The sequence below is a fragment of the Pseudomonas sp. GW458-11-26-14-LB4 genome (assembly GCF_059423925.1).
The window spans coordinates 98,726-110,831 of sequence record NZ_JBWKYU010000008.1 but is presented as its reverse complement, the minus strand read 5'-3'; the positions used below and the strand labels follow the sequence as shown (position 1 = coordinate 110,831).

Annotated in this window: 11 protein-coding genes; 4 read left to right on the top strand and 7 right to left on the bottom strand. The window is 61.0% G+C overall.

Features of this window, described 5'->3' with window-relative positions:
• Nucleotides 1–290: 290 nt before the first annotated feature.
• Nucleotides 291–1,352, top strand: a complete 1,062-nt coding sequence (gene dinB / locus AC07XZ_RS12755) for a DNA polymerase IV (RefSeq protein WP_102686588.1) — start codon at nt 291–293, stop codon at nt 1,350–1,352.
• 48 nt (nt 1,353–1,400) lie between these two features.
• Here dinB and AC07XZ_RS12750 read toward each other — a convergent pair whose 3' ends face one another.
• From AC07XZ_RS12750 to AC07XZ_RS12735, 4 genes are all read right to left on the bottom strand, one after another.
• Nucleotides 1,401–2,354 carry a hypothetical protein gene (locus AC07XZ_RS12750; protein ID WP_102686589.1) on the bottom strand — a complete coding sequence of 318 codons (954 nt, stop codon included), beginning with the start codon at nt 2,352–2,354 and terminating at the stop codon, nt 1,401–1,403.
• Nucleotides 2,355–2,371: 17 nt separating this feature from the next.
• The gene (locus AC07XZ_RS12745) at nt 2,372–4,087 is read right to left on the bottom strand and encodes a proline--tRNA ligase (protein WP_085748167.1); all 1,716 of its coding nucleotides are present in this window, start codon (nt 4,085–4,087) and stop codon (nt 2,372–2,374) included.
• Nucleotides 4,088–4,202: 115 nt separating this feature from the next.
• A complete protein-coding gene (locus AC07XZ_RS12740; protein ID WP_085748168.1) occupies nt 4,203–5,762 on the bottom strand; it encodes an AmpG family muropeptide MFS transporter in 1,560 nt (519 codons plus the stop codon).
• A gap of 43 nt (nt 5,763–5,805) precedes the next feature.
• Nucleotides 5,806–6,147, bottom strand: coding sequence for an MGMT family protein (locus AC07XZ_RS12735; protein WP_170929714.1), 342 nt, complete (start codon nt 6,145–6,147; stop codon nt 5,806–5,808).
• A 177-nt stretch (nt 6,148–6,324) separates the two neighbouring features.
• On the opposite strand from AC07XZ_RS12735, the gene AC07XZ_RS12730 reads away from it, so the two are divergent.
• Nucleotides 6,325–7,332 carry a DUF481 domain-containing protein gene (locus AC07XZ_RS12730; protein ID WP_085748169.1) on the top strand — a complete coding sequence of 336 codons (1,008 nt, stop codon included), beginning with the start codon at nt 6,325–6,327 and terminating at the stop codon, nt 7,330–7,332.
• Between the two features lie 119 nt (nt 7,333–7,451).
• Here the strand turns inward: AC07XZ_RS12730 and AC07XZ_RS12725 are convergent, their stop codons facing one another.
• Entirely contained in the window at nt 7,452–7,661 is a 210-nt protein-coding gene (locus AC07XZ_RS12725; RefSeq protein WP_002554837.1) for a cold-shock protein, read from the bottom strand.
• A 353-nt stretch (nt 7,662–8,014) separates the two neighbouring features.
• Here AC07XZ_RS12725 and dcd point away from each other — a divergent pair, with 353 nt between their 5' ends.
• Together dcd and AC07XZ_RS12715 are read left to right on the top strand one after the other, a co-directional pair.
• Entirely contained in the window at nt 8,015–8,581 is a 567-nt protein-coding gene (dcd, locus tag AC07XZ_RS12720) for a dCTP deaminase (RefSeq protein ID WP_007954988.1), read from the top strand.
• A 106-nt stretch (nt 8,582–8,687) separates the two neighbouring features.
• Nucleotides 8,688–8,897 carry a hypothetical protein gene (locus tag AC07XZ_RS12715; protein WP_085605329.1) on the top strand — a complete coding sequence of 70 codons (210 nt, stop codon included), beginning with the start codon at nt 8,688–8,690 and terminating at the stop codon, nt 8,895–8,897.
• A gap of 39 nt (nt 8,898–8,936) precedes the next feature.
• On the opposite strand, the gene pdeM is transcribed toward AC07XZ_RS12715, so the two are convergent.
• On the bottom strand, nt 8,937–9,593 hold the full coding sequence (gene pdeM, locus AC07XZ_RS12710) for a ligase-associated DNA damage response endonuclease PdeM (protein WP_102686590.1): 657 nt from the start codon (nt 9,591–9,593) through the stop codon (nt 8,937–8,939).
• Nucleotides 9,593–12,079 (bottom strand): ligase-associated DNA damage response DEXH box helicase, encoded by a 2,487-nt coding sequence (locus AC07XZ_RS12705; RefSeq protein ID WP_102686591.1) that lies wholly within the window; start codon nt 12,077–12,079, stop codon nt 9,593–9,595. Before AC07XZ_RS12705 ends, pdeM begins: the two co-directional genes overlap by 1 nt.
• Nucleotides 12,080–12,106 lie beyond the last annotated feature (27 nt).

The following is a 12,106-nucleotide window of genomic DNA, read 5'->3' as shown; positions in this document are numbered from 1 at the left end:
CCATCCCGCGTCTGTGTGGCGGCATTCTACAGAGGAACGCCGGGGTGTCAACCTTCAATTTGGATAAAACCTCTTCAGCTTCAATCGGTTAGCGCTGACTGACGGTCTTTTCGGGGGCTGCAGGTCAGGCAGGGCAAGGGTTTCAGCTCTATTGGAGGTTGGTTTTCGATTGAGAAAATAAATTCAAAGTCCGTTTCCTACAAACTGAAAAGAACATTCCTACCACTGGTGCTATATACAGGTGTCAGTGAGATACTGCCGGTCCGGCTCGCCATGTTTCCTTTTCTGTCATGACTCAGCGAAAAATCATCCACGTCGACTGTGACTGTTTCTACGCCGCCATCGAGATGCGGGATGACCCGAGCCTCGCCGGCAAGCCATTGGCGGTGGGTGGCTCGGCGGACCGGCGAGGGGTGATCGCCACCTGCAACTATGAGGCGCGGGCTTACGGCGTTCGCTCGGCGATGTCGTCCGGACATGCCTTGAAGCTGTGCCCGGACCTGACCATCGTCAAGCCGAGAATGGACGCCTATCGCGAGGCGTCGAAGGAAATACACACGATCTTCAGCGATTACACCGACCTGATCGAGCCGCTTTCCCTGGACGAGGCCTATCTTGATGTCTCGGACAGCGCGCATTTCGGCGGCAGCGCCACGCGCATTGCCCAGGACATTCGTCGCCGGGTTTCCAATCAATTGCACATCACCGTCTCCGCCGGCGTGGCGCCGAACAAGTTTCTGGCCAAGATCGCCAGCGACTGGAGAAAGCCCAACGGCTTGTTCGTAATCACCCCGGATCAGGTCGAAGACTTTGTCAGTGGTCTGCCGGTGAGCAAGTTGCACGGGGTGGGCAAGGTCACCGCCGACAAGCTGAGCAGGCTCGGTATCAATGACTGTATGCAATTGCGCGAGTGGGACAAGCTGGCGCTGGTGCGGGAATTCGGCAGTTTCGGCGAGCGCTTGTGGAGTCTGGCCCGTGGGATTGATGAGCGGTTGGTACACAACGACAGTCGCCGTCAGTCGATCAGTGTCGAAAACACCTACGACGTCGATCTGCCGGACCTGCGCAGTTGCCTCGACAAGCTCCCGGAATTGCTGGAAACCCTGAAAACCCGCATGGCGCGGATCGACAGCAGCTACCGGCCGGGCAAGCCGTTCGTCAAAGTGAAGTTTCACGATTTTACCCAGACCACGTTGGAACAGGCGGGGGCAGGGCGGGATCTGGGCAGTTACCAGTTGATGCTGACGCAGGCGTTCAATCGCGGTGGCAAACCGGTGCGGTTATTGGGAGTGGGCGTGCGGCTCGAGGATTTACGCGGCGGGTTCGAGCAGATGGAGCTGTTTGAGCGATAGACGAGCAAAAAAATGCCCGAAGCAGGTTCGGGCATTTTTTCAGGGGTTTCAGTTCGGCCCCGGATCCGCCACCAGACGCCCCGCATCCCGGGTCAGGGACTTGAGGAATTCGGCCTGCAACTCGGGATCGTTGCGGGTCAGTTCGATCAGGCTTTGTTCCAGCTCACTGGCTTCTTCTTCCAGACCCAGTTCCGACAGACGCTTGACCCGGTGCACCCACTGGCTCACTTCGTCGTCTTCCAGATCGTCGTAGATCAGCCCGTGAGCTTCCAGCAGCTTGCCGCGCAGGTGAGTGCTGATCGCCAGGGACGAATCGGAATGCACGTCATCCTTGCCGTCTTCGACGCTGATCTGCAGTTTGCCCACATGATTGAGGTCGTTTTCGGCGAACGGGCTGTCCAGCAGGTTCAGGCGCAGCACGCCGTTTCGATCGGTAGTCATGTCGAAGGTCTGTTTGCCGGCTTTGACCTGAACCGGGCGCTCGCTCCAGGGCAGGCTCGAATATTCCGTGCGCTTGTCGCGCTGGACTTCGTCGATGCCGGCCAGGTTCTGTTGCGCACGACCGTTCGATTGCACGTTCATGAACGGGTTGAGCCCGGCGAAACCGTAGCTGAGCCAGTCCCGTGTCACGCTGTCGGGCAGATTGCCGAGGGCAAACACGTTGACCACGTTGGCGCCGACGCCGCCGACCACCGCCACCGCGCCCAGCGGAATCTCGTAGATTTCCCGCCATGGCTGGTAAGGCGTGTAACGGTCGTAATGGCGCGTGACCTCGAACTCGGTGACTTCGAAAGTCTTCTGTTCGTTGATCTTCACGCGCCGTTGCGGCAGCTCAAGCACCTTGGGCTCGCCGACATCGATCTGCAGGCTGTGATCGAGCAGTTTGCGCTCGACACGTTCCTCGTGCTCGCTGCGTTGTGACATGTGATTGGCACAGCCGCTGACCAGCAGGGTGCCGCACAGGGCGGCACCACCGAGGCCTAAGGTGTTTCGCTTGAACATGACGTCTCTATCTGGTTTCAGCGGCGGATACGGGCCTGAAGGAAGGACAGCACGTCGGCAACCGGCAGCGCTTGCGCCTGGCCTTCGGTACGGCTCTTGTATTCCAGGTTGCCTTCGGCGAGGCCGCGGTCGCTGACCACGATCCGGTGCGGAATGCCGATCAGCTCCATGTCCGCGAACTTGATGCCCGGGCTGGTTTTCTTGTCGCGGTCGTCCAGCAGCACTTCGAAGCCGGCCGCGGTCAGTTCCGCGTACAGCTTGTCGGTGGCTTCGCGCACCAGCTCGGTTTCATAGCGCAGCGGCACCAGGGCGATCTGGAACGGCGCCAGGGTGTCGCTCCAGATGATGCCGTTCTCGTCGTTGTTCTGCTCGATGGCGGCAGCCACCACGCGGGAAACGCCGATACCGTAGCAACCCATTTCCAGGGTCACCGGCTTGCCGTTCTCGCCCAGCACTTCGCACTTCATCGCCTTGCTGTACTTGTTGCCCAGCTGGAAGATGTGCCCGACTTCGATGCCGCGCTTGATTTCCAGGGTGCCCTTGCCGTCCGGGCTTGGGTCACCAGCCACGACGTTACGCAGGTCGGCCACGGTCGGAACCGGCAGGTCACGCTCCCAGTTCACGCCGAAGTAGTGCTTGTCGTCGATGTTGGCACCGATGGCGAAGTCGCTCATCAGCTCGACCGAACGGTCGATGATGATTGGCAGCGGCAGGTTCAGCGGGCCGAGGGAGCCGGCACCGGCGCCAATGGCGTCACGCAGTTCGGCATCGGAGGCCATGACCAGCGGGCTGGCAACACCAGGTTGCTGGGCAGCCTTGATTTCGTTCAGCTCGTGGTCGCCACGGATGATCAGTGCAATCAGCTTGCCTTCTTCTTCCGCGTGCACGATCAGGGTCTTGATGGTCTTTTCAATCGGCAGATTGAATTTCTCCACCAGGGCCGCGATGGTCTTGGTGTCTGGTGTGTCGACCAGGCGCAGCTCTTCGCTTGGCGCGGCGCGCGAGGTTTCACGCGGCACGGCTTCGGCCTTCTCGATGTTCGCCGCGTAGTCGGAACCGTTGCTGAAGACGATGTCGTCTTCGCCGGACTCGGCCAGCACGTGGAATTCGTGGGAGCCGGCGCCGCCGATCGACCCGTTGTCGGCTTCCACCGGACGGAACTTCAGGCCCAGGCGGGTGAAGATGTTGCAGTACGCTTCGTGCATGCGGTCGTAGGTGATCTGCAGCGACGCCTGATCCGCATGGAAGGAGTACGAGTCCTTCATGATGAATTCGCGACCGCGCATCAGGCCGAAGCGTGGACGGATTTCGTCACGGAATTTGGTCTGGATCTGGTACAGGTTGATCGGCAGCTGTTTGTAGCTGCTCAACTCGTTGCGCATCAGATCGGTGATCACTTCTTCGTGGGTCGGGCCCGCGCAGAAATCACGACCGTGGCGGTCTTTGATGCGCAGCAGCTCAGGGCCGTATTCTTCCCAGCGTCCCGATTCCTGCCACAGCTCGGCCGGTTGGGTGCTCGGCATCAACACTTCCAGAGAGCCGGCGGCGTTCATTTCTTCGCGAACGATGGCTTCCACCTTGCGCATCACTCGCAAGCCCATCGGCAGCCAGGTGTACAGGCCCGAGGCGAGTTTGCGGATCATGCCGGCGCGCAGCATCAGCTGGTGGCTGATCACGACCGCGTCGGAAGGCGTTTCTTTCTGTGTGGCGAGCAAAAATTGACTGGTGCGCATGGTTGGCCGTTGTCGGTTGCTATGACTGGAAATGACGGAGCAGTGTAACGGCGAGATCCGCCGACGTACAGAAGTGCAACCCCGGCGCGAAGCCTCTCGCCGGGTGCGAGATGTCTTACGATTCTTCCACGACGGAGGTCGGTGCAGGTTCCGGGGTCGGCGTCGGGCCTTCGCGGCGGCTTTCCTGGAACCAGTGCAGGGCGATCAGCACCAGGGTCGGAACACCGAGCAGCGCGGTGATGAGGAAGAAGTTGTGATAACCGAATTTCTCCACCATCACTCCGGAGTAGCCGCCGATCAGGCGTGGCAGCAGGAGCATGATCGAGCTGAGCAGGGCGTACTGGGTGGCGGAGAACTTCAGGTTGGTCAGGCTCGACAGGTAGGCGACGAACGCCGAGGTGGCCAGGCCCGAACTGAAGTTGTCGAGGGAAATCGTCACCACCAGCATCTGCAGGTTCGGGCCCATGTCGGCCAGCATCAGGAACAGCAGATTGGTGCCCGCCGACGCGGCACCGCCGATGAACAGGATCGGCAGGATGCCGAAACGCACGATCAGCAGGCCGCCCATGCCGGCACCGACGAGGGTCATGATCAGACCGAAGATCTTGCTGACGCTGGCGATCTGGTCCTTGGTGAAACCCTGGTCGATGTAGAACACGTTGGCCATCACGCCCATCACCGTGTCGGACATTCGATAGGTGGCGATCAGGCCGAGCAGCAGCAACGCCTGCCAGCGGTAGCGCAGGATGAAGTCGTTGACCGGTGTCAGCACCGGCGCCAGACCGCGACGGCCCATGGCCGAGAGGCACAGGCAGGTCAGCGTGGTGTAGAGAATCGCGCGCAGGAACGCCCGGTCTTCCAGCAGCAGGTCCAGCGGGCTCATGTCGCCAAACAGCACGCTGGCGAAATCGGTGTTGTAGAGCTGGGTGAACATCGCCGGCACGGAGACCAGCAAAATGATCAGCACGAACACCGACATCAACTGATGCATGAAGGTGTAACGCCCCGCCTGCAACTGGGTGCGCAACGGCACCGGCGGCTCGCGCATCAGCAGGGTGGTGAGCAGGGCAGGCACCATCAGGGCACCGAACAGCACGTAGGTGCCGGTCCAGGCCGAATGCTGGTACTTGAAGCCTGTAGAGCCGAAGCCCTCGGCGAAGAACAGCGCACCCGCGGTCGCGAGCAGGGCGGCGATCCGATAACCGGACATGTAACTGGCGGCCAGTGCGGCCTGGCGGTTGTCTTCGGCGATTTCCAGTCGATAGGCGTCGACGGCGATATCCTGGGTGGCGGAGGCGAATGCAACGACCACCGCGATGGCGATCAGCCAGGACAGGTGTTTTTGCGGGTCGCAAAAGCCCATGCCGATCAGACCGAGGATCACCAGCGTCTGTGAAAGTACCAGCCAGGAACGGCGACGACCCAGCTTGCCCAGCAGCGGCAGGCGCCATTGGTCGAGCAGGGGCGACCAGACCCATTTGAAGGCGTAGGCCAGACCGATCAGGCTGGCGTAGCCGATCGTCTCGCGGGCCACACCGGCTTCACGCAGCCAGACCGAAAGTGTCGAGAACACCAGCATGTACGGCAGGCCGGCGGCGAAACCCAGCAACAACAGCACGAGCGTCGAAGGACTGGCATAGGCGGCGAGCGCGGCGCGCCAGGTTTTACGGGGCATGGGCTGAAGTCTGCCTCAAGATTGCGAAAACAAAGCGCGCACTCTAACCGCTGTGCTCTACCGGACGCCAGCCATGGCGCCGAATATCCACACGATTGTTCAGGATGGTGATGCCTTCCATGCGCAATCGAGCCCGCTGTTCGTCCCCGGACGGGCTGCCCGCCGGCAGGCTGATCCGACCGCCGGCGCCGAGTACGCGGTGCCAGGGCAGTTTGGTGTCGCCGGGCAATTGGCTCAGGGTCCGGCCGACCCAGCGGGCGGCGCGCCCCAATCCCGCCAGTTCGGCCAACTGACCATAGCTGACGACTTTGCCCTCAGGCACTTGGGCGAGGGTGGAATAGAGTGCCGTGCGTCGGATTTGCGGATCGTTTTCGCAGGCATGCATCGGGTCTGTCACGTGCGCGGTTCCTGAGCTTGATCGCGTTATGTCCTTAAGCGTAATCGGTGGAGGGGCAATTGAGAAATGAACTCAACAGAATTAGCCGGGTCACTCCTTGTCAGGGAATTATTCCTACGGATAATGCCGACCCTTTTTTCGCAAACTTGAGTCTTCGATTCGCTTATGTTGTCCAGAACCCTGCTGTGCCTTGCTGTCTTCAGTGCGTCCACACCTTTGCTTGCCGACACCGTCTGGTTGAAGAACGGTGACAAGCTGAGCGGTAAAATCACGCTGTTCGACGGCGGCAAGTTGCTGGTCCAGACCCAGTACGCCGGGGCCGTCACCATCGACTGGAAGCAGGTCAAGACCCTGGAGAGCGATCAGGAACTGCTGGTCAAGCAGGACGCCTACAACGGCGAGAAGGCCAAGTCGCTGACCGCTGCCGAAGACGGCAAGGTCATCCTTGCCAACGGCGAAGCGCCGAAAACCGTGGAGCTGGCGAGCATTCAGCAGATTCTCAAGCCCAAACCGGTGGTCGAGGATCTGGTGTGGAAGGGCAATGTCGACCTGGCGCTGGATTACCAGCGTGCGGAAAAGGACACCGACGACTACGACATCGGCTTCAAGACGTCCGCCCGCCATGGTCGCTGGCGGCACACCGCCGAGGGCGAGTACAACCGCGAAGTGCAGGACGACGTGACCACCACCGACAACTGGCGCGCCGAGTACGCACTCGACCGCTTCCTGACGGACAAGTGGTTCTGGCAGGGCCGCCTGAACTACAAGCGCGATCACATCGAAGAGCTGGCGCGCCAGCGCGTGGTCGGTACCGGTCCGGGTTACCAGTTCTGGGATGACGAGCTGGGGGCGTTCTCCCTCGGCTCGCTGCTCAACCGCACGGACTACCAGTATCGCGATGGCAGCAAGGACAACTTCTATTCAGTCGCCATGAAGTGGGACTACAACCGCTACCTGATCGGCAAGAAGGTTGAGTTCTTCACCAATGGCGAAGTCGGCAAGCCGTTGTCCGGCGTGGCTGACTACGCGCTGGATGCGGAAATGGGCCTGCGCTACAAGGTCACCGACTGGGCATCCCTCAACCTCAAGGCTGAGCGCGACATCATCAGCGGCACCGAGGATGCGGACTTGAGCAAGACCCGCTACACCGCCGGCTTCGGCGTCGCTTGGTAAGCAACAAAAAAGATCGCAGCCTTCGCAGGCTGCGATCTTTTTTTTGCGCCTGGAAAAACAGACGCCCACAAAAAAGCCCCGCTTTTGAGGGCGGGGCCTTTTACTAAAGAAGCTACAAGTTAGATAACTTGTACTTCCTCAGCTTGCATGCCTTTCTGACCGCGGGTAGCGATGAAAGAAACCTGTTGGCCTTCTTTCAGGCTTTTGAAGCCGTCGGATTGGATAGCTTTGAAGTGAACGAACAGGTCGTCACCGGATTGTGGAGTGATGAAGCCGAAGCCTTTTTCATCGTTGAACCACTTAACGGTACCGGTTTGGCGATTAGACATGGTGTAACTCCTTGAACAAAGATAACTGCGACTCAGGAAGAACCCTGGCCGAGACTGAGTGCAAAGAGCAGGAAAAATTCTTGTAGATGGTTGGATCGAAATTCAACATATCGTGTAGAGATTCTCAGTGACACAAGCAGCACAGTGGCGCCACCTTAACCCTTTTTCCGGAACGTGCCAATGCTTCTTGCGAAGGTTTCTCTGTTTTAGGGATCGGCGGTGTGACGGTTCGTCGCCAGGGCGCGTAATTCCTGCACGTTCGGCGAGATTTGCAGCCCGGACTTTGAACCCGGCGGCGCGCCCGGTAAGATGCCGGACAGATTTTTTCCACCTCGCTATTCAGGACACCCGCCATGAGCATCAAATCGGACAAGTGGATTCGCCGCATGGCGCAGGAACACGGCATGATCGAGCCGTTCGTCGAGCGCCAGGTACGTGGCAGCGACGACAGCCGTGTGATCTCCTACGGTGTGTCGAGCTACGGCTACGATGTGCGTTGCACCAATCATTTCAAGGTGTTCACCAACATCAATTCGGCCATCGTCGATCCGAAAAACTTCGACGCTGGCAGCTTCGTCGATGTCCACAGCGACGTCTGCATCATTCCGCCAAACTCCTTCGCCCTGGCCACGACCGTTGAATACTTCCGTATTCCACGCAACGTCCTGACCATCTGCCTGGGCAAGAGCACTTACGCTCGCTGCGGCATCATCGTCAACGTCACTCCGCTCGAGCCCGAGTGGGAAGGCCAGGTGACCCTGGAGTTCTCCAACACCACCAACCTGCCGGCGAAGATCTACGCCAACGAAGGCGTGGCGCAGATGCTGTTCCTCGAATCCGACGAGGAATGCGAAGTCTCCTACAAGGATCGTGCGGGCAAGTACCAGGGCCAGCGTGGCGTGACCCTGCCGCGCACCTGATCCGTCCATCCGGCAGTTACCGGGAATTCTTCGGCGGGTAGACACTCTATGGGGTGTACTGCCCGTTTCGCGAACAGCGGGACGGGCCTTCGCCGAGGAGTGCTCCATGAAGATCGATCCGCAAATCACTGCCGAACTGGCAAGGCTCGAGCCCAATCAGATTGGCGTATTGGCCTGGTCCTTGTTGGCACACCCGCCCATCGCTATGGCTGGCGGAATTCCTCACCAGCCCGATCCCGATACCCCCAACGAAGAACCGACCGAGCCCGGCGAGCCTACGCTGCCGGACAAACCGCCACCTGCGCCTGTCGCTTGATTGACTGTATGGCCCGTCGGCTGAATCCTGGACAGGACTTCAGCCGACGGGCCATATTTCGTTGTCGCCAATGACAAAGATCCGACAGCTGTCTTCCTTCTCCACCGGATAACCGCCGGTGAAGGCGCCAAACGCCGGCAGCAGGCTGATGCGTTCCCCCAGCCTGAAGCAGGCCAGCCGCAAACGCTGACGCCCCTTGCCGTTCAATCGATAGACCGGGTGAACGTGGCCTGCAAGCACGTGGCGTTCCGGGTACAGATCGGGTTCGTGCTGCAACGCGAAGGGCCCGAGCAGCATCGGCTCCGGCACCACCCGAATGTTCAGCGTCGCTGGCGGATCACCGGCGCGTTTATCGTGATTACCGCGAATCAGCGTGATCGGCAGATCGGCGTGGCGTGAGCGCCACTCAGACAGAGCACTCAAAGTGCCCGGGGCATGCGAACCGGGCCCGTGCAGAAAATCCCCAAGAAAGATCAGTTGCCGACACGGCAGTTTCGCCAGCAACTGCTCGATCACGGCGATGTTGCTCGCTGTCGTGCCCTGCGGCACCGGCTGCCCCAGGCGCCGGTAAGCGGCAGCCTTGCCGAAATGCACATCGGCAATCAGCAGCGCCTGTTGCGCCGGCCAGTACAGTGCCTTTTCCGGCAGCAGCCAGAGGTCTTCGCCTGCCAGACGCACCGGGTAGGGCGCGTTCATCAGGATTGGCCCTTGTCGGCAGTTTGTTCCAGATCGCCGACCATTCGGCGGATGCGGTCGGCGAGTTTTTCCGAACTCATGCTTTCGCGCATGCGTTCCACCAGCAATGGAAACCCGAGCGGTGTAGGACGTTTGATCAGGTGCATGTCCAGTTTCATCCGGTTGATCCGCTCCAATGTCTGTTCCAGTCGACGAATATCCAGTTCTTCCCGCAGGACTTCTTCCCCGGCCTGCGCCAGTAGCAGGTTGTCGGCGTCGTATTGTTTGAACACTTCGAAGAACAGCCCGCTGGAGGCCTGCACCTGACGGGTGCTTTTCGGCGCGCCGGGGTAACCGGCAAACACCAGCCCGGCAATCCGCGCGATTTCCCGAAACCTGCGCAGTGCCAGTTCCCCCGCATTGAGGCTGGCCAGCACATCCCTCAATAAGTCCTCGGGACTGAGCAGGGCGCCATCCAGTTGCACAGGCCAGTCAACGGGCGTGGCGCTGAGCAATTCCAGTCCGTAATCGTTGACCGCAATCGAGAAAGTCACAGGCAAACGCTGACTGACCCGCCACGCCAGCAGGCTGGCCAGCCCCAGATGCACCTGGCGTCCTGCAAACGGGTAGAGGAAAAGGTGCCAGCCTTCGCGGGATTTCAGCACTTCGGCCAGCAGATTGTTGACGGTCGGCAGGCCTGACCAGCGCATCTGCGTTTCCAGTAACGGGCGCAAGGCCTGCATTTCCGGGCCGGCAAACTCGCCTTGTGCCGCCGCGCTGAACCGGCTGACCACCGCTTCGGCCAATTCATTGGAGAGCGGCATGCGCCCGCCATTCCAGCGCGGCACCGCGGCTTTTTTCGCCGTGCTGCGTTTGACATAGGCGGTCATGTTTTCCACCCGCACCAGCTCCAGCAAGCGACCGGCGAACAGAAACCCATCGCCAGGTTTGAGGCGAGCGATAAAGCCTTCTTCAACGCTGCCCAGCTGTTTGCCGCCTCCGCCCTTGCTCCAGAACTTCAAATGGATCGCGGCATCACTGACGATGGTGCCGATGCTCATGCGATGGCGGCGCGCCAGGCGGGCATCGGGGACGCGCCAGATCCCGTGCTCATCCGGCTCGACCCGGCGGTAATCCGGGTACGCCGTCAGCGACATCCCGCCGTGGCGTACGAACGCCAGCGCCCAGGCCCAGTCCGCGAGCGTCAGGTCACGATAGGCCCAGGCGCCACGGACTTCTTCGTACAGATCATCGGGAACAAAGCCACCGCCCAGGGCCATGCTGACCAGATGCTGCACCAGCACATCCAGCGGTTTGTGCGGGGACAGTCGCGGTTCGATCCGCCGCTGTGCCACGGCATCGCCAGCGGCCGCGGCTTCGATCAGCTCCAGGCTGTGGGTCGGCACCAGGGTGACCCGCGACGTTCTGCCGGGCGCATGCCCCGAACGCCCGGCACGCTGCATCAGTCGCGCCACGCCTTTGGCCGAGCCAATCTGCAGCACCCGCTCCACCGGCAGGAAATCCACCCCCAGATCCAGGCTTGAAGTGCAGACCACGGCTTTGAGTTGACCGTTCTTCAGCGCCTGCTCGACCCAGTCGCGGGTGTCACGGGACAGCGAGCTGTGGTGCAGCGCGATCAACCCGGCCCAGTCCGGTCGCGCTTCCAGCAAGGCCTGATACCAGATTTCCGATTGCGCCCGGGTGTTGGTGAACACCAGGCTGCTGGCGCAGACATCCAGTTCGGCGACCACCTGCGGCAACATCTTCAAGCCGATATGCCCGGCCCAGGGAAACCGTTCGATCGCCGGTGGGAGCAGGGTGTCGACCTTGAGCGACTTTTCGCTTTGCCCCTGAATACTGATTCCGTCGCCGTGTGGGATCAGCACCTGTTCGGCGTGGGACTGATTGCCAAGCGTTGCGGAAACGCCCCAGACGATCAGCCCCGGCTGCCAGCGGCGCAACCGGGCGAGGGCCAGTTGCAGTTGCACACCGCGTTTGTTGCCGAGCAATTCGTGCCACTCATCCACCACGACCATGCGCAATGTCGACAGCGCCGTTTGCGAGTCGGCTCGGGCGAGCATCAGGGTCAGGCTTTCCGGGGTGGTGATCAATGTCGGGGGCAGGCGCCGGTTTTGCCGGGCGCGTTCACTGCTGCCGGTATCGCCGGTGCGCAGGCCGACGCTCCAGGGGATCTGCAGATCGTCCAGCGGCGCTTGCAGGGCGCGCGCAGTGTCGGCGGCCAGCGCCCGCATCGGCGTGATCCACAAGACAGTCAGCGGTTCGGCGTGTGGTTTGCGTTTACGGGTGGTTTCAGCAGCAGGCCTGGAGCGGGCAAACCGACTGAGCGCGGCAAACCACACCGCGTAGGTTTTACCGGCGCCGGTGCTGGCGTGCAGCAGGCCGGATTCGCCACGTTTGACCGCCGCCCACACCTGTTTTTGAAAGGCGAACGGCTTCCAGTCGCGGGCGCTGAACCAGTGTTTGGCGAAGTCGGTGGAAGTGCCCATGCCGGCGACGTGTGCTCTGAAGGTGTT